This is a genomic window from Oryzomicrobium terrae, assembly GCF_008274805.1.
Classification (GTDB): Bacteria; Pseudomonadota; Gammaproteobacteria; order Burkholderiales; family Rhodocyclaceae; genus Oryzomicrobium; species Oryzomicrobium terrae.
The window spans coordinates 2,340,113-2,355,890 of the sequence record NZ_CP022579.1 but is presented as its reverse complement, the minus strand read 5'-3'; the positions used below and the strand labels follow the sequence as shown (position 1 = coordinate 2,355,890).

General features: G+C 67.4%; 16 protein-coding genes. 14 read left to right on the top strand and 2 right to left on the bottom strand.

All coding sequences use genetic code 11. The annotated features are described in order from the left end of the window. The first annotated feature begins 8 nt into the window (after positions 1-8). The 6 genes from ahbB (OTERR_RS10680) (at position 9) to OTERR_RS10655 (ending at position 6,086) form a co-directional block, all read left to right on the top strand. Complete coding sequence (gene ahbB, locus OTERR_RS10680; RefSeq protein ID WP_342780100.1) at positions 9-1,112, top strand: siroheme decarboxylase subunit beta; 1,104 nt, start codon at positions 9-11, stop codon at positions 1,110-1,112. After that, a complete protein-coding gene (locus tag OTERR_RS10675) occupies positions 1,105-1,638 on the top strand; it encodes an Lrp/AsnC family transcriptional regulator (RefSeq protein WP_149425737.1) in 534 nt (177 codons plus the stop codon). Before ahbB (OTERR_RS10680) ends, OTERR_RS10675 begins: the two co-directional genes overlap by 8 nt. Next, the gene (gene ahbB, locus OTERR_RS10670; protein WP_223115932.1) at positions 1,635-2,183 is read left to right on the top strand and encodes a siroheme decarboxylase subunit beta; all 549 of its coding nucleotides are present in this window, start codon (positions 1,635-1,637) and stop codon (positions 2,181-2,183) included. Before OTERR_RS10675 ends, ahbB (OTERR_RS10670) begins: the two co-directional genes overlap by 4 nt. A gap of 131 nt (positions 2,184-2,314) precedes the next feature. Beyond that, positions 2,315-3,043, top strand: coding sequence for an HD domain-containing protein (locus OTERR_RS10665; protein ID WP_082396613.1), 729 nt, complete (start codon positions 2,315-2,317; stop codon positions 3,041-3,043). A gap of 185 nt (positions 3,044-3,228) precedes the next feature. Further along, positions 3,229-4,461: a heme d1 biosynthesis radical SAM protein NirJ gene (nirJ, locus tag OTERR_RS10660; RefSeq protein WP_149425736.1), complete on the top strand. Its 1,233-nt coding sequence runs from the start codon at positions 3,229-3,231 to the stop codon at positions 4,459-4,461. 8 nt (positions 4,462-4,469) lie between these two features. Further along, complete coding sequence (locus tag OTERR_RS10655) at positions 4,470-6,086, top strand: cytochrome D1 domain-containing protein (RefSeq protein ID WP_149425735.1); 1,617 nt, start codon at positions 4,470-4,472, stop codon at positions 6,084-6,086. Between the two features lie 86 nt (positions 6,087-6,172). Here the strand turns inward: OTERR_RS10655 and OTERR_RS10650 are convergent, their stop codons facing one another. Next, positions 6,173-6,418, bottom strand: coding sequence for a pentapeptide MXKDX repeat protein (locus OTERR_RS10650; protein ID WP_054620375.1), 246 nt, complete (start codon positions 6,416-6,418; stop codon positions 6,173-6,175). Positions 6,419-6,660: 242 nt separating this feature from the next. On the opposite strand from OTERR_RS10650, the gene OTERR_RS10645 reads away from it, so the two are divergent. Next, positions 6,661-7,962, top strand: a complete 1,302-nt coding sequence (locus tag OTERR_RS10645; RefSeq protein WP_149425734.1) for a Glu/Leu/Phe/Val family dehydrogenase — start codon at positions 6,661-6,663, stop codon at positions 7,960-7,962. A 144-nt stretch (positions 7,963-8,106) separates the two neighbouring features. Here OTERR_RS10645 and OTERR_RS10640 read toward each other — a convergent pair whose 3' ends face one another. Further along, complete coding sequence (locus tag OTERR_RS10640) at positions 8,107-8,865, bottom strand: type 1 glutamine amidotransferase (protein WP_149425733.1); 759 nt, start codon at positions 8,863-8,865, stop codon at positions 8,107-8,109. 61 nt (positions 8,866-8,926) lie between these two features. Here OTERR_RS10640 and OTERR_RS10635 point away from each other — a divergent pair, with 61 nt between their 5' ends. From OTERR_RS10635 to OTERR_RS10605, 7 genes are all read left to right on the top strand, one after another. Continuing rightward, entirely contained in the window at positions 8,927-9,571 is a 645-nt protein-coding gene (locus OTERR_RS10635) for a retropepsin-like aspartic protease family protein (RefSeq protein WP_054620441.1), read from the top strand. A gap of 117 nt (positions 9,572-9,688) precedes the next feature. After that, entirely contained in the window at positions 9,689-9,946 is a 258-nt protein-coding gene (locus OTERR_RS10630; RefSeq protein ID WP_054620378.1) for a hypothetical protein, read from the top strand. Continuing rightward, entirely contained in the window at positions 9,943-10,575 is a 633-nt protein-coding gene (locus tag OTERR_RS10625; protein ID WP_082396620.1) for a CoA pyrophosphatase, read from the top strand. The genes OTERR_RS10630 and OTERR_RS10625 overlap by 4 nt, the downstream gene beginning before the upstream one ends. Positions 10,576-10,827: 252 nt before the next feature. Further along, positions 10,828-11,817 carry a CobD/CbiB family protein gene (locus tag OTERR_RS10620; RefSeq protein WP_054620380.1) on the top strand — a complete coding sequence of 330 codons (990 nt, stop codon included), beginning with the start codon at positions 10,828-10,830 and terminating at the stop codon, positions 11,815-11,817. A 53-nt stretch (positions 11,818-11,870) separates the two neighbouring features. After that, on the top strand, positions 11,871-13,049 hold the full coding sequence (locus tag OTERR_RS10615) for an acetyl-CoA C-acyltransferase family protein (RefSeq protein WP_149425732.1): 1,179 nt from the start codon (positions 11,871-11,873) through the stop codon (positions 13,047-13,049). A 330-nt stretch (positions 13,050-13,379) separates the two neighbouring features. Beyond that, positions 13,380-13,643: a DUF2249 domain-containing protein gene (locus tag OTERR_RS10610; protein WP_054620382.1), complete on the top strand. Its 264-nt coding sequence runs from the start codon at positions 13,380-13,382 to the stop codon at positions 13,641-13,643. A 207-nt stretch (positions 13,644-13,850) separates the two neighbouring features. Beyond that, positions 13,851-15,473 (top strand): methyl-accepting chemotaxis protein, encoded by a 1,623-nt coding sequence (locus OTERR_RS10605; protein WP_149425731.1) that lies wholly within the window; start codon positions 13,851-13,853, stop codon positions 15,471-15,473. Positions 15,474-15,778: the final 305 nt, after the last annotated feature.

Here is a 15,778-nt window from a genome sequence, read left to right as displayed (position 1 = left end):
GCGGCGGCGTGAGCGTTCCACCCCTGGGCGGTTTGGGCGGGAAGCGGGCCTCGCTGGGGGCGCCTGACGGTACGGTGGCGGCCTCCGGCGCGCCGGGCGGGGGGGGCACCCCTGCGCCCGATTCCCTGGACTTTCGCCTGCTCAACGACTTTCAGCGCGACTTTCCCCTGTGCGCCGCGCCCTACGCCGAGTTGGCCACCCGCCTCGGCGTTGTCGAGAACGAGGTGCTCAAGGCCCTGGAGGGCCTCAAGCGCGCGGGCAAGATTTCCCGGGTCGGCGCCGTGTTCGCCCCCAAGCGCATCGGCGCCTCGACCCTGGCCGCCGTGGCGGTGCCACCGGAGCAACTGGCGGCGGTGGCGGAGATCGTCAACCGCTTTCCCGAGGTGAACCACAACTACGAGCGGGAACACCGCTACAACCTGTGGTTCGTCGCCACCGCCGGTTCCGAGGGCCGCCTGGCCTCGGCCCTGGCCGCCATCGAGTCGGCCGTCGGCCTGCCGGTGCTGCGCCTGCCCTTGCTGGCCGAGTACCACATCGATCTGGGCTTCGGCCTGGGGGCGCCGGGCGCGTTGGGTGGGGCGGAATTGGCTCCGGCCATGGCGCGGGCCCCCGCGGCCCAGCCCTTCGTCCCGCCGCGTACCCTGGACGAGGGCGAACGCCGGCTGGTGATGGCCTTGCAGGAAGGCTTGCCCCTCTTCATCCGCCCCTTCGCCCTGCTCGCCGAGCGCATCGGCAGCGACGAGGCCGCGGTGATCGCCCGCATCCGCCAATGGGTGGACGAGGGCATCATCAAACGCTTCGGCGTGGTGGTACGCCACCACGAGCTGGGCTACACCGCCAACGCCATGCTGGTCCACGACCTGCCCGACGCGGCCGCCGACGCCCTGGGCGAGCGCCTCGCCCAGGAGCCGGCGGTGACCCTGTGCTACCGCCGTCCCCGGGTGCTGCCGGACTGGCCCTACAACCTGTTCTGCATGATCCACGGCCAGGACCGGGCCACGGTGGAAGCCACCATCGCCGACCTGCGCGGCCGCCTCGGCCTGGAGGGCTACGCCCACGCCGTGCTGTTCTCGCGCACCCGTTACAAGCAGACCGGAGCCCGCTATGCCTGACCCCGTGCCTCCTTCGCCCCCTTCATCCGCCGCCGCCCCGGAAACCTCCCGGCGCGGCGCGTTCACGCCGATTCCCCTGGACGACCTGGACCGGGCCATCCTGGCCCGCCTGCAGGGCGATTTCCCACTGAGCGAGGCGCCCTTCGCCGAGGCTGCCGCCGCCCTGGGCTGTGACGAGGCCACCCTGATCGCCCGCATCGAGCTTCTGCTGGAGGCCCGGGTGCTGACCCGCTTCGGCCCCCTGTTTCAGGTCGAGCGCATGGGCGGCGCCTTCGTCCTGGCCGCCCTGGCGGTGCCGGAGGAGCGCTACGAGGCGGTGGCCGAGGCGGTCAACGCCCTGCCCGAGGTGGCCCACAACTACCGCCGCGAGCACGCCCTCAACATGTGGTTCGTGCTCGCCACCGAGACCCCGGACGGCATCCCCCGGGCCATCGCCGCCATCGAGGCGGCCACTGGCCTGCCGGTGTTCGCCTTCCCCAAGGAAGAGGAATTCTTCGTCGAGATGAAGCTGGAGGCCCGGGTATGAGCGACGCCATCCTCAACGCGCCGGGCGCGGCCCGTGCCATGCCGGAAACCGAAACTGGCTCCGCGCCGATCCTCGATCCCCTCGACCGCCGGCTGGTGCTCGCCACCCAGGCCGGCCTGCCCCTGGTGCCCCGCCCCTACGACGCCGTGGGCGAATCCCTGGGCCTCTCGGGCGCCGAGGTGCGGGCGCGCCTCGCCCGGCTGGTGGAAAACGGCGTGATCCGCCGCATCGGCGTGGTGCCCAACCACTACGCCATTGGCTGGACCGCCAACGGCATGAGCGTGTGGGACGTGGACGACGCCCGGGTGGCCGCGCTGGGGCCGCTGATCGGCGGCCTGGATTTCGTCACTCACTGCTACCGCCGCCCGCGCCGCCTGCCCCTGTGGCCCTACAACCTGTTCGCCATGGTGCACGGCGCCTCCCGGGACGAGGTGCGCGCCAAGGTGGCCCGGATCGAAGCCCTGCTGGGCGACGCCTGCCGCGGCCACGACGTGTTGTTTTCCACCCGCATCCTCAAAAAGGCCGGGCTGCGCCTGGCCGAGTGAGCCGGCCGCCGCCTGCGGGCGATCTGCCCGGCAGCGCCTGTAGCCTTCGCAGGTAGTATCGGCATCCGTAGTTCCCAGGCCGGCGACGATAATCCGGCCGGACCAACGATAACGACGGTATTTCCCCCGACATGACGATTTCCAATCCCGCCGCCGTGCCCGCCACGGCGGCCGATTCCTTAGATCCCTTCGATCCCGCCACCCTGGCCGCCTGGGAGGCCCGCTGCGCCGCCTTCGCCCGCTCCTGCGCCCCGGCCGATGCCGCCCACGACGACGAGCATTTGCGCCGGGTGGTGACCAACGCCCGGCGCCTGGCGACGGAAGAGGGCGCCCGCCTGGAGGTGGTGCTGCCGGCGGCCTGGCTGCACGACTGCGTGGCGGTGGCCAAGGATTCGCCGGACCGGCCCCGGGCCTCGCGCCTGGCTGCTGAAAAGGCCGTGGCCTGGCTGGCCCAGGCGGGCTACCCGGCCGGCTGGCTGCCGGCCATCGGCCAGGCCATCGCCGCCCACAGCTTTTCCGCCGGCATTCCCCCCGAGTCGATCGAGGCCCGGGTGGTACAGGACGCGGACCGGCTCGACGCCCTGGGAGCGGTGGGCATCGCCCGCTGCCTGGTGGTGGGCGGCCAGCTCGGCCGGCCCCTGTATTGCCCGGCGGAACCCTTGCCCCTGCCCGGCGGCCGGCCGGTGGACGACCTGGCCTACACCCTGGACCACTTCCCGGCCAAGCTGTTCACCCTGGCCGCCACCATGCAGACCGCCGCCGGCCGGGCCGAAGCCGAGCGGCGCACCGCCTTCATGCGCGGCTGGGTCGAGCAGTTGCTGGCGGAAATTCCGCCGGCACAGACCCCGTCGGCGGCCTGAAGGCTACGCCACCGTGCTGCCCGCCGCTCATCCCGGCTGGCGGGCGTTCTGACCGAAATCAACGCCGGGCGCGGTTTGCCGCGGTGTAATGCGCCTCACAAGGCGCTCTGCCGCGGCGGGCCTTACGCCTGTCGCCCGGCTGGCTTATTCTGCCCACTACGCGCCGCATAATTCAGGAGGGGTTCATGTTTCGCATCACCCAATACCTGCAGGAACTGGTTGCCCCCACCCCGGTGGGGCCGCGCCGCCCGCCCCCCGGGCCGGTGGTCATCTGGAACCTGATCCGCCGCTGCAACCTCACCTGCAAGCACTGTTACTCGATCTCCGCCGACAAGGACTTTCCCGGCGAGCTGTCCACCGCCCAGGTGTTTTCGGTGATGGATGACCTGAAGGGCTTCCGCGTGCCGGTGCTGATCCTCTCCGGTGGCGAGCCCCTGCTGCGCCACGACATTTGGGAGATCGCCGCCCGGGCAAAAGCCATGGGCTTCTACGTCGGCCTGTCGTCCAACGGCACCCTGATCGACGAGTCCAACATCGACCGCATCGCCGAGCTGGACTTCAACTACGTGGGCGTCTCCCTGGACGGCATCCGCGAGACCCACGACCGCTTCCGCCGCATGGACGGCGCCTTCGAGAAATCCTTGCACGGCGTGCGCCTGTGCCGCGACCGGGGGCTCAAGGTTGGGGTGCGCTACACCATGACCCAGGACAACGCCCACGACCTGCCCGGGCTGCTCGACCTGGTGGAGGCCGAAGGCATCGACCGCTTCTACTTCAGCCACCTCAACTACGCCGGCCGGGGCAACCGCAACCGCAAGACCGACGCCCACCACCAGAGCACCCGGGCGGCCATGGACATGCTGTTCGAGCGCTGCTGGGCCGGGGTGGAAAAGGGCGAGGCCAAGGAATTCACCACCGGCAACAACGATGCCGACGGGGTGTATTTCCTCCACTGGGTGCAGCGCCGCTTCCCGGAAAAGGCAGAGCACATCCGCGCCAAGCTGACCCAGTGGGGCGGCAATTCCAGTGGCGTAAACGTGGCCAACATCGACAACCTGGGCAACGTGCACCCGGACACCATGTGGTGGCACCACACTCTGGGCAACGTCAAGGAGCGAGCCTTCTCCGAGATTTGGACCGACCTGTCCGACCCACTGCTGGCCGGCCTCAAACAGCACCCCCGGGCGGTCACCGGGCGCTGCGGCGCCTGCGCCCACCTGGCCATCTGCAACGGCAACACCCGGGTGCGCGCCCAGCAACTGACCGGCGATCCGTGGAGCGAGGACCCGGGCTGCTACCTGGCCGACGATGAGATCGGCCTGCCGCCGGGCTGGCAATCCGCCCAGGGCGATGCCGCAAACCCCGCGCCAGATAAGGCGCTCCGGGCAGCCATCCCGCTAACCCCCGTCAATCCTTGAGATCCGCGATGCCCCCTCTGAAACCCGCGTCCCTATTGGTTCTCCTGGCAGGTCTCTTTGTTGCGCCTTTTGCCGCCGCCCAGGCGCAAGATGCCATCACCACCGCTTCGCCCCGTACGGCTGCAGCCGCGGCCAGCGACCCGGCCGCCCTGTTCGCCACCCACTGCGCCAGCTGCCACGGTGCCAGCCGCACCGGCGGCACCGGCCCGGCCCTGCTGCCGGAAAGCCTGGAGCGGCTGAAGAAGGCCGAGGCGGTCAAGGTCATCGGCCAGGGCCGGCCGGCCACCCAGATGCTGCCCTTTGCCGACCGGCTCTCGGCCGATCAGATCAAGGCCGTGGCCGACTGGATCTACACCCCGGTGGTGCCGACGCCGACCTGGAGCGAGGCCGACATGGCTGCCTCGCGCTGGCTGCTGCCGGACGCCGACAAGCTGCCGGCCAAGCCGGTGTTCGCCGCCGACCCGTTGAACGTCTTTCTGGTGGTGGAAACCGGCGACCACCACGTCTCGGTCCTCGACGGCGACAAGCTGGAGCCGATCCACCGCTTCCAGAGCCGCTACGCCCTGCATGGCGGGCCGAAGTTCACCAAGGACGGGCGCTACGTGTTCTTCGCCAGCCGCGACGGCTGGGTGACCAAGTACGACCTGTGGAACCTCAAGGTGGTGGGCGAGATCCGCGCCGGGCTGAATACCCGCAACGTGGCCGTGTCCGCCGACGGCGAGTGGGTGATGGTGGCCAACTACCTGCCCCGCACCCTGGTGCTGCTGTCGGCCAAGGACCTGGCGGTGCAGCGCATCTATCCGGTGACGGATGCCAGCGGCAAGCAGAGCAGCCGGGTCTCCGCCGTGTATACCGCCGCGCCGCGCCACAGCTTCGTGGTGGCCTTGAAGGATGTGCCCGAAGCCTGGGAGATCCGTTACGACAAGAACGCCCCGGAGGTGTGGGAAGGGCTGGTGCACGACTACCGGATGCGCGAGGGCAACCCCCTGCCGGGCCAGTTCACCCCGCGCCGCATCAAGCTCGACCAGGTACTCGACGACTTCTTCTTCACCCAGGACTATGTGAACCTGCTCGGCGCCTCCCGGGAGGCCACCAAGGGCCAGGTGGTGAACCTGGACGTGCGGCGCAAGATCGCCGACCTGGATCTTTCCGGCATGCCCCACCTGGGCTCGGGCATCACCTTCGACTGGCAGGGCAAGCGGGTGATGGCCTCGCCCAACCTGAGCTCGGGCAAGGTCACGGTGATCGACACCGACACCTGGAAGACCGTGGCCACCATCCCCACCCTGGGCCCGGGCTTCTTCCTGCGCAGCCACGAGAAATCGCCCTACGCCTGGGTCGATTCCATGATGAGCCCGGAGGGGCGCGACACCTTGCAGGTGATCGACAAGCGCACCCTGGAGGTGGTGGCCAAGCTGCGCCCCGAGCCGGGCAAGACCCTGGCCCACGTGGAGTTCGACCGCTACGGCAAATACGTGCTGGCCAGCCTGTGGGAGCAGGACGGGGCGCTGATCGTGTTCGATGCGGCCACCCTCAAGGAAGTGAAGCGCATCCCGATGAAGAAGCCCGTAGGCAAGTACAACGTCTTCAACAAGATCAACCTGTCCGAAGGCACCAGCCACTGAACCCCGGGCCGGCCGTGCCGGCCAAGGAAAACGCCCCGCTGCCGGAGGTTCCGACGGCGGGGCGTTTGCGTTTGGGTAGCCGCGGGCTACTTCTTCATCATGTCGTCCTTGTCCATGCCTTCCTTCTCCATGGCTTTCTTGGCCGTGTGCTTCTTGGCCGCCTTGTGGTGCTTTTTGGCCGGTTTTTCCTTGGCCATGCCGTCCTTGGACATGGCGTCCTGCTTCATTTCTTCCTTCGGCATGCCGTCCTTCTTCATGGTGTCCTGGGCGAAGGCCGGGGAACCGGCCAGGAGGAAACAGGAGGCGAGCAGGGTGGCGCACAGTTTGGACATCGCGATACTCCTTTGCTGGTGGAAAAACGGACGCCCCGGTCCGGGCCGATGTTGAACTGACCACAGCGGGGCCCGCCGGTTCGCCGTTGCTGCGTCGGCTTGAGGCTTGGCCGGACGAACGGCCGCTTTCCACGGGGGGTCGGCGCTGCCATTCAGCCGGCACGGACAGGACGAACCCTGGCCGGTGGGTACTGTCTCACCGGCAAACGACACGGAGCGGTACATACCCCGGAGGACCCGCCATGACTGCCAGCCTCAAGCCCTACCTCGATTCCCTGCCGTCATACCTGTCCGCCGACAACCTCGGTCCCTGGGAAACCTATCTGGCCCAGGTGGAAAAAGTCGTGCCGATGCTCGAAGAGTCGCTCCAGCCCCACGTCGAGACCCTGCGCCGGCCCAAGCGCATCCTCATCGTGGACGTGCCGATCCGTCGCGACGACGGCAGCTACGCCCACTACGAAGGCTACCGGGTGCAGCACAACACCTCACGGGGACCGGGCAAGGGCGGCATCCGCTACCACCAGGACGTGACCCTGTCCGAAGTGATGGCCCTGTCGGCCTGGATGACGATCAAGAACGCGGTGGTGAACGTGCCCTTCGGCGGCTCCAAGGGCGGCGTACGGGTCGATCCCAACACCCTGTCGCGCAACGAGCTGGAGCGGCTGACCCGGCGCTATACCTCGGAGGTGAACATCCTGCTCGGCCCGGACAAGGACATTCCGGCGCCGGACGTGGGCACCAACGAGCAGGTGATGGCCTGGATGATGGACACCTACTCGATGGATCAGGGCGCCACCGTTACCGGGGTAGTCACCGGCAAGCCCATCTCCCTGGGCGGCAGCCTGGGGCGCCACGATGCCACCGGCCGGGGCGTGTATGTGGTGGCGCGGGAGGCGGCGCGGCGCATCGGCCTGGAAATGAAGGGCGCCCGGGTGGCGATCCAGGGCCTGGGCAATGTGGGCGACGCGGCGGCGCGCATTTTCCACAATGCCGGGGCCAAAATCGTCGCCGTGCAGGATGTGTCGGGTACCGTCCACAGCGGCGCCGGCCTCGATCCCCAGGCGCTCCAGGTGCATCGCCGTACCAGCGGGGGCTTCGCCGGTTTTCCCGGGGCGGAGGTGATCGACAACGAGCACTTCTGGGATGTGGACTGCGACATCCTGGTGCCCGCCGCCCTGGAGGCCCAGATCACCCCGGGCCGGGCCGAACGCATCAAGGCGCGCATGGTGGTGGAAGGGGCCAACGGTCCGACCCTGCCGGAGGCCGATGAGGTGCTGCACGGGCGCAACATCCTGGTCTGCCCGGACGTGGTGGCCAACGCCGGCGGCGTCACGGTGAGCTACTTCGAGTGGGTCCAGGACATCTACAGCTTCTTCTGGAGCGAGGCCGAGATCAACGACCGGCTCGACCGCATCATGGCCGAGGCCTTCGCCGCGGTCTGGGAGGTGGCCGATTCCAAGGCCATCACCCTGCGCACTGCCGCCTATGTGGTTGGTGCGACCCGGGTGCTGCGCGCCCGGGTGATGCGCGGCCTCTACCCCTGAGTTCCGGGCGGGGGGCGGCCCGTCGCCGGCAAACGCTGCGCCCCTGGCGGCGCGATCCGGGCGTGTGCTTGAGTGCGCCCTGGGGAACCTCGGCTACGGATGGCGGTGCGTTGGCCGCCATCCGTAGCGGTTGGGCATCGCCGGTCAATCCCGCGCCAGCCCCTTGATCCACTCGCCGTAGAGCCGGTCGGCCAGGACGCGCATGGCCGGCAACTGGCGTGGTGTGTCGGCCTGCATCTGTGCCGGGGTCTGCACCGAGTCGGGCAGGGCCGGTAGCCCGGCCACTTCGGCAGGCCAGGCGCTGCACCATGCGGCGATCATTTCCGGGGTCATCTCCACGTGGCACTGCATGCCCAGGTGGGGGCCCAGGGCGAACATCTGGTTGGCGCAGGCGGCGCTTTGCGCCAGGCGTTCGGCACCCGCCGGCAAGGTGAAGGTTTCACCGTGCCAGTGAAAGACCGGGGCAGCGGCAATGTCGCCTAGCCAGCGGCTGCTTGCGTCCCCGGGGATCGCCTGGATGTCACCCCAGCCGATCTCCTTGACCGGGTTGGGTCCGACCTTGCCGCCCAGGGCCTTGGCCAGCAGTTGGCTGCCCAGGCAGTGGCCGATCACCGGGACACCGGCAGCCACCGCCTGGCGGATCAGGGCGCAGGCGTCGTCGATCCAGGGCAGGGGGTCGTTGACGCTCATCGGCCCGCCCATGAAACAGAGTCCGGAATAGGGGAATGGAGTGGGGAAAGTGCCGTCCCGATCCGCTGGTTTTCCCCTCGCGCTGAGCAGGGGTACGGGCTCGTTCCGGTCGATGGCGATCAGGGTCCAGGGGATACGGAGGGCATCGAGGAATGTGGCAAAATAGCCCGGACCTTCCGAGGGGAAATGACGAAAAATGGCGACGGGACGCATGGAGCAGGTTTCCGCAGTGAACAGGCTGAACGATTCTAGCGTTGCGCTGCCGTGTTCGTCCTTGCGCAAGTCCCGTGGACCTCTCGCCGTGCTGTTGGCTGGCTCCCTCCTGCCGGGCCTGGCCCAGGCCCTGGAGGTCAGCGTCGCCGGGGTGTTTCCTGGCAAGGCGATCCTGGTGGTTGAAAACGGTCCGCCGCGCACCGTGGCCGTCGGCCAGAAAAGCCCGGAAGGGATCAAGGTGCTGGCGGTGGAAAGCGACCGAGCCATGCTCGAAATCGACGGCAAGCGCCGTAGCGTGCGCATCGGTCAGCAAACCTCGGTCAGCGGCGATTCGGGTGGCACGTCGGTGACCCTCAACGCCGATTTGCGTGGTCATTTCATCGCCGGCGGCGCGATCAACGGCACGTCGGTGCGCTTCATGGTGGATACTGGGGCGACCAACCTGGTCATGGGCCCGGGCGAAGCCCGCCGCCTGGGCATCGACCCCAGCCGGGGAGAAGCCGGCTATGCCCAGACCGCTAACGGAGCGGTCCGCACCTTCCGTCTGAAACTCGACACGGTGCGGATTGGCGACGTCACTGTTCACAACGTCGATGCTGAAGTGACCGCCACCGACATGCCCTTCATCCTGCTGGGCATGAGCGTGCTGAACCGCTTCGAAATGCAGCGGGATGGCGACAAGATGACGTTGAAGAAACGCTTCTGACGCTTTTGACCCATGCCATCCGTTGCACCGGCGCGGCAATAGGTCGTTCGCATCAATCCGGCGGAGCTGCGCTCCGCCTTAAAATATCAAGCGGTAATACGCTGCAAGGAGACACCCATGCCCGAACGCGATGCAGAAATCAGGCTACTGCGACAGGAACTCGAAATGCTCATGGGTGAACGTCGTCAACTGCTGCAGGTGGCGGGCGCCGCCGCCGTGCTGATCGCCGGCCTGGACAGCAAGCGTTTGCCCGTCAAGGCGATCGAGGCGGCCGACATGGTGGCCACCACCATCAACGGCCTGGCCGAAGAGACCCTCAAGGACGCCCTGGAGTCGGTGAACGCCGAAATCGAGGAGGCGGAGGTGCAGCGGTGACGGCATCCCCCTTGCTGCAACCTGCCGCACCCGTCCTCATCCCGCCGGTCCTGGCGGACTTGCGTCACGCCCTCCAGTCCGAACCGTACCAGAGCGAAATTCGCGAGCCCGGCGTGGAACCGTCCGGGCTGCGCGCCGCGGCGGTGCTGTTCCCCATCGTCCGCCACGAAGGCACCCCCTCGGTTCTGCTCACCCAGCGCACCTCCCATCTTTCCGCCCATCCGGGGCAGATCAGCTTTCCCGGGGGGCAGGTGGAACCCGAGGATCCGTCTCCCCTGGCCACGGCCCTGCGCGAGACCGAGGAGGAAATCGGCTTGCCCCGCAGTGCCGTGGAGGTCCTTGGCTACCTGCCCGAGTATTTCACCACCACCGGTTTTCGCATCACGCCGGTGGTGGGACTGCTGACGCCGCCCTTTGCCTTGGCGCCGGACGCCCGCGAGGTGGCCGAGGTGTTCGAGGTGCCCCTGGCCTTTCTGCTCGATCCGGCCAACCGCCAGCGCCATGCCCGGGAATGGCAGGGACGGCTGCGCCACTATTACGCGCTGCCCTACGGCGAGCGCTATATCTGGGGCGCCACGGCGGGCATGATCGTAGCCTTGGCCGACGCCCTGGCACGGCACCCCGGCTGACCGTCGCATCGTCCGTTTTCCTCCCATGCCGCCGGCAGGGCCCGGCCGGTTGGAGGGGGCCGGGCAGGACGTTCGCCATGCCCTGCGCCTTTTCCGCCGCTCGCCAATTGCTGCACTGCACAGGGTTGCCAACGGAGGGGCCGACGGGTTGTGTTATCGTGCGGTCTGATTCTCATCACCCGCCCAGAACTTTTCCAAGAGGCCGTGCACCGCTCCGGCATGCCATGGAGCGGCCGGCCCATCAAACTACCGATGAGCCTGTTTTCCCTGATTGCAGCCCTGCTGATCGAGCAGGTGCGCCCCCTCTCCGACCGTCGGCTGATCCTCGGACCGCTCGACCGGTTCGCCGATTTTCTGGAAAGCCACCTCAACGCCGGGGAATACCGCCACGGCGTGTTCGCCTGGCTGACCCTGGCCGTGCTGCTGGCCGGCGGCTCCTGGCTGGTGTTCTTCCTGCTCTGCCAGGTGTCGCCCCTGCTCGGCTGGGCATGGAACGTCCTGGTGCTGTACCTGACCATGGGCTTTCGCCAGTTCAGCCATTTCGTCACCGACATTCAGTTGGCCCTGCGCCTCGGCGATCTGCCCCGGGCACGCGAATTGCTGACGTCCTGGCGTGGCCGTAGCGCTGAATCCTTCTCATCCGACGAGATTGCCCGGGTCACCATCGAAGAAGGCCTGGCCGCCGCTTACCGCCACGTCTTCGCCGTGGTGTTCTGGTTCGTCCTGCTGCCCGGCCCGATGGGGGCTGTGCTGTACCGGCTGGCCGCCCACCTGGCCGACCAGTGGGGCAGCCGCTCCCGTCTCGCCGCCGGGTCTCCGCTGGCGGAAACGTCTCCGGGCGTGGACGGCAGCGTGGCGGTCGAGGCGCTCGAATTCGGCCGGTTCGGCGAATTTTCGCAACAATCGTTTGCCATCATCGACTGGCTGCCGGCGCGGGTGACGGCCTTTGCCTTTGCCATCGTCGGCAATTTCGAGGATGCGGCCTACTGCTGGCGCACCCAGGCCGCGGCCTGGGGCCAGGGGCAGCTGGGCATCGTCCTGGCGGCTGGCGCCGGTGCCCTGGGTATCCGGCTCGGCCAACCCCTGATGGAAGGGGGCGAACTTACCGACCGTGCCGAACTGGGGGTAGGTGAGGACGCTGACGTGGATTCGCTGCAAAGCGCCGTGGGCCTGGTATGGCGGGCCCTGGTGCTGTGGTTATTCTTGTTGCTGCTGCTGGGCCTGGCCAGTTGGGTGGGCTAGACCGGATCGTTCCGGATGGTGGCTTTTCCAAGGTTTTATAAGGAGGGAGTTTCATGAGCAGAGAAGTTGTTGTCCTGAGCGCCGCGCGTTCCGCCATCGGCGGTTTTGGTGGTTCCCTGAGCACGCTTGAGCCTGCCGAACTCGGCGGCCTGGTGATGAAGGAAGCCGTGGCTCGTGCCGGTGTCGATCCGCAGCAGATCAACTACGTGACCGTCGGCACCTGCGTGCCCACCGACTCCCGCTACGCCTACGTTTCCCGCGTCGCCTCCATCCAGGCCGGTCTGCCCATGGACTCCGTGGCCATGCAGGTGAACCGCCTGTGTTCCTCCGGTCTCCAGGCCATCGTCTCCACCGCCCAGAACATCCTGCTCGGCGACTGTGAATACGGTATCGGCGGCGGCGTCGAAGTCATGTCCCGCGGCAGCTACATGATGCCGGCCCTGCGCTCCGGCGCTCGCATGGGCGATACCAAGGCCATCGACATGATGGTGGCCGTGCTGACCGACCCCTTCGGTGTCGGCCACATGGGCATCACCGCCGAGAACCTGGCGACCAAGTGGAACATCAGCCGCGAAGAGCAGGATGCCTTCGCCCTGGAGTCCCAGACCCGTGCCGCCCGCGCCATCGCCGAAGGCCGCTTCAAGTCCCAGATCGTCCCCATCACCCTGCAGACCCGCAAGGGCGACGTGGTGTTCGATACCGACGAGCATCCCCGGGCCACCACCATGGAGTCCCTGGCGAAGATGAAACCGGCCTTCAAGAAGGACGGCACCGTCACCGCCGGCAACGCCTCCGGCATCAATGATGGCGCGGCCTTCTTCGTCCTGGCCGAAGCCGCCGCAGCCGCCAAGTCTGGCTACAAGCCTCTGGCCCGCCTGGTGTCCTACGCCGTCGCCGGCGTGCCCAACGACGTGATGGGCGAGGGGCCGATCCCGGCCTCCAAGCTGGCGCTGAAGAAGGCCGGCCTGTCCCTGGACCAGATGGATGTGATCGAGTCCAACGAAGCCTTCGCCGCCCAGGCTATCGCCGTGTCCAAGGGCCTGGGCCTCGACCCGGTCAAGACCAACCCCAACGGCGGCGCCATCGCCTTGGGCCACCCGGTCGGTTGCTCCGGTGCCTTCATCGCCACCAAGGCCCTGTACGAGCTGCAGCGCGTCAATGGCAAGTACGCCCTGGTGACCATGTGCATCGGTGGCGGCCAAGGCATCGCGGCGATCTTCGAGCGCATCTGATCCCGCCCCGGTGACCGGTTTGCGCCGGTCCGCTGCCAGGCAAAACGGCATACCTCCGGGTATGCCGTTTTTTTTTGCTACGGGAAGCGCCCCAACGTGGAACCTCTCCTTTGTCCCACCGGAGCTGGCGGAATAGACGCCGTTTGCTCCGGCTGGAGATGCAACCGCTCCGACGGCTTGTGCCCAGGCCCCCCGACTTGCCTCCAAAGCGGTGCTGCGGATACGGGCCCCTGGGGTTGTCGTGGGCAAATTGATGGGAATCAAAGCGGCGGGATCATTACCCGACAAAAATAGTCGGGAATTTATTTTCCCCCACACAGAGGAGTTTTCATGGCCCACGATTGTTCCATCCCCGTCTTCCAGGACGGCACCTACGGTTTTGACGCCCGCGGCATCGCCAAGCGTTTTCGCCACGCCGCCATCTTCGGTGCCCTCGATGCGCTTCAGCCCGGCGAAACCATGCGCTTTTGCAACGACCACGACCCGATCCCGCTGCTCGCCCAGATCAACCAGTTCTTTGGCGACCGCGTGGCCATCCAGTATGTGCAGCGCGAGCCCGGCGAGATCGTCATCGATTTCCGCATCCAGGGCTGAATTCGTCTAGCACAGAAACTCCCCGTCCGGCCCCCGAGTTTCTCGGGGGCTTTTTTTATTCACGATGTTGTAGTGGAGCGAGGGTAACTTGCTGTTTATGGCGCACTTATTGCCTAAGGTTAGTGCCTGTGCCGAATTACGTGATTATTCCTAATGAGTAAATATTCGGCATAATGCATAACGTGTTTCAGGGAGCTGTGGGACAAGATGAAAAAGAATTTCCCCGTCACCGGTGTGGAATGTCCGTTCCCACCGGGCAAGTACATCGTTTCCAAGACCGATCTCAAAGGTGTCATTACCTACGCCAACGACGCCTTCGTCGAGCTTTCCGGGTTCAACCGTGACGAACTGATCGGTAAAAGTCACAACTTGGTGCGTCACCCGGAGATGCCCCCCCAGGCCTTTCTCGACCTGTGGGAGACCCTCAAGGTCGGACGTCCCTGGCGCGGCATCGTCAAAAACCGCTGCAAGAACGGCGACCACTACTGGGTCGACGCCCTGGTGGTGCCGGTGCGTCAGGACAACCAGACTATCGGCTTCATGTCGGTGCGTACCGAGCCGAGCCGTGAGCAGGTCAAGGCGGCGGAAGCGCTCTACGCGCGCTTGAACGAAACCGGCAAGGCTCTGCCCCGGCCCCTGCCGGCCAGCCGCTTCGGCTTACGCAAGCGCCTCGGACTGCTCACCGGCGGCGTGATGGGGGCCCTGTTCCTCTCCTGCGGTCTGAGCTGGTTTGGTGCGGATTTCGCTCTGGACACCGATTTGGTGCGCTACCTGGTCCAGGGGCTGACCCTGCTCGGCTTGCTCTCCGGGGCCGCCATGGCCTGGGTGCACCGCGACATCTTCACCACCTTCAGCCGGCTCGAAAGCAGCCTCGACCGGATCGCCCAGGGCGACCTCTCCGAGCTGATCCATCACCAGCGCCGCGACGAGAGCGGTCGCCTGTTCGACGGCCTGCTCACCACTCAGTCCCACCTCAAGGTGATGTTGGCTGAAATCGCCGAGATGGCCGACCAGGTGAGCGGCAACGCCGACGTGCTGGCCGCCGACATGGATCAGGTGGCCCAGCATTCGGCTGCCCAGTCCGATGCAGCCGGGCGCATCGCTGCCGCCATCGAGGAGATGAGCGTCACGGTGCACGAAGTGGCCGGGGATGCGGCCCGCACCGCCGATGCCGCGGCCACAACCCGGGACCGCATGAGCGAAGTCAGCGAACGCATGCGCGAAGGCCGCCATGCCTCCACCGCCGTCGTCGAGGCGGTGGGTGACGCCAACCAGACCCTGGCGGTGCTCGGCCAATCCCTGGCCCAGATCGGTCGCATCACCCAGGCGATCCAGGAAGTAGCCGACCAGACCAACCTGATCGCCCTCAACGCCGCCATCGAGGCGGCCCGGGCAGGCGAGGCGGGCCGGGGATTCGCCGTTGTGGCCGATGAGGTGCGCAAGCTGGCCGAACGCACCCGCAAGGAAACCCAGCAGATCACCGAGACCGTGGTCAGCATCCACAACCTGTCCCAGGAAGCCACGGGGCGCATCCAGGCGGCGGAAAGCCTGATCGGCCGCCACGATGCCGAGTTCGCCGGTCTGGAGCAGGGGGTGACGGCAGTGGTCGGGGAATCCCGCGAAGTGGACGGCATGGCGACCCACATCGCTTCGGCCACGGTGCAGCAATCCCAGGCCAGTCAGGACATCAGCAGCAGCGTGGCCGATATCGCCAACAGCCTGGAGAACGGTGCCCGCAACGTGGAAAGCGTGGGACACAGCGTCTCCCACCTGCGCAACACCGCCGGCGAACTGCGCCGCTTGATCGGCTACTTCCGCTACGCTGGCTGACGCCTTGCCGGGTCCCGGCGGGTGCCGGGGCCGCGTGACCGCCGGCCCCGCCCCTTGCTCCTGATCCTGCGCCCCGGCCGCGTCTGACTCGGCCGGGGCTTTCGTTTTCGGCCGCCGTCATTGTGGCTGGACGCTGGCGCCCCCGCCGGGGGGCAATGCCGGGAGACTCCATTCCTGCGCCGACCGTGCCCCGCATCGGGGTCTCCTACCCGCTCAAGATTGGGCACTGGCAACGCCTGCAGCAACCAGACCCACCTCCAGACCCCGGATTCGGAGCGAATGGGAGGGCGCGGGTATTTACCAAG

What these genes read in the sequence shown, in the direction of transcription:
- OTERR_RS10675 (WP_149425737.1), top strand. Translation starts at nt 1,105, where the DNA reads ATGCCTGACCCCGTGCCTCCTTCGCCCCCTTCATCCGCCGCCGCCCCG.
- ahbB (WP_223115932.1), top strand. Translation starts at nt 1,635, where the DNA reads ATGAGCGACGCCATCCTCAACGCGCCGGGCGCGGCCCGTGCCATGCCG.
- OTERR_RS10665 (WP_082396613.1), top strand. Translation starts at nt 2,315, where the DNA reads ATGACGATTTCCAATCCCGCCGCCGTGCCCGCCACGGCGGCCGATTCC.
- nirJ (WP_149425736.1), top strand. Translation starts at nt 3,229, where the DNA reads ATGTTTCGCATCACCCAATACCTGCAGGAACTGGTTGCCCCCACCCCG.
- OTERR_RS10655 (WP_149425735.1), top strand. Translation starts at nt 4,470, where the DNA reads ATGCCCCCTCTGAAACCCGCGTCCCTATTGGTTCTCCTGGCAGGTCTC.
- OTERR_RS10650 (WP_054620375.1), bottom strand. Translation starts at nt 6,418, where the DNA reads ATGTCCAAACTGTGCGCCACCCTGCTCGCCTCCTGTTTCCTCCTGGCC.
- OTERR_RS10645 (WP_149425734.1), top strand. Translation starts at nt 6,661, where the DNA reads ATGACTGCCAGCCTCAAGCCCTACCTCGATTCCCTGCCGTCATACCTG.
- OTERR_RS10640 (WP_149425733.1), bottom strand. Translation starts at nt 8,865, where the DNA reads ATGCGTCCCGTCGCCATTTTTCGTCATTTCCCCTCGGAAGGTCCGGGC.
- OTERR_RS10630 (WP_054620378.1), top strand. Translation starts at nt 9,689, where the DNA reads ATGCCCGAACGCGATGCAGAAATCAGGCTACTGCGACAGGAACTCGAA.
- OTERR_RS10620 (WP_054620380.1), top strand. Translation starts at nt 10,828, where the DNA reads ATGAGCCTGTTTTCCCTGATTGCAGCCCTGCTGATCGAGCAGGTGCGC.
- OTERR_RS10615 (WP_149425732.1), top strand. Translation starts at nt 11,871, where the DNA reads ATGAGCAGAGAAGTTGTTGTCCTGAGCGCCGCGCGTTCCGCCATCGGC.
- OTERR_RS10610 (WP_054620382.1), top strand. Translation starts at nt 13,380, where the DNA reads ATGGCCCACGATTGTTCCATCCCCGTCTTCCAGGACGGCACCTACGGT.
- OTERR_RS10605 (WP_149425731.1), top strand. Translation starts at nt 13,851, where the DNA reads ATGAAAAAGAATTTCCCCGTCACCGGTGTGGAATGTCCGTTCCCACCG.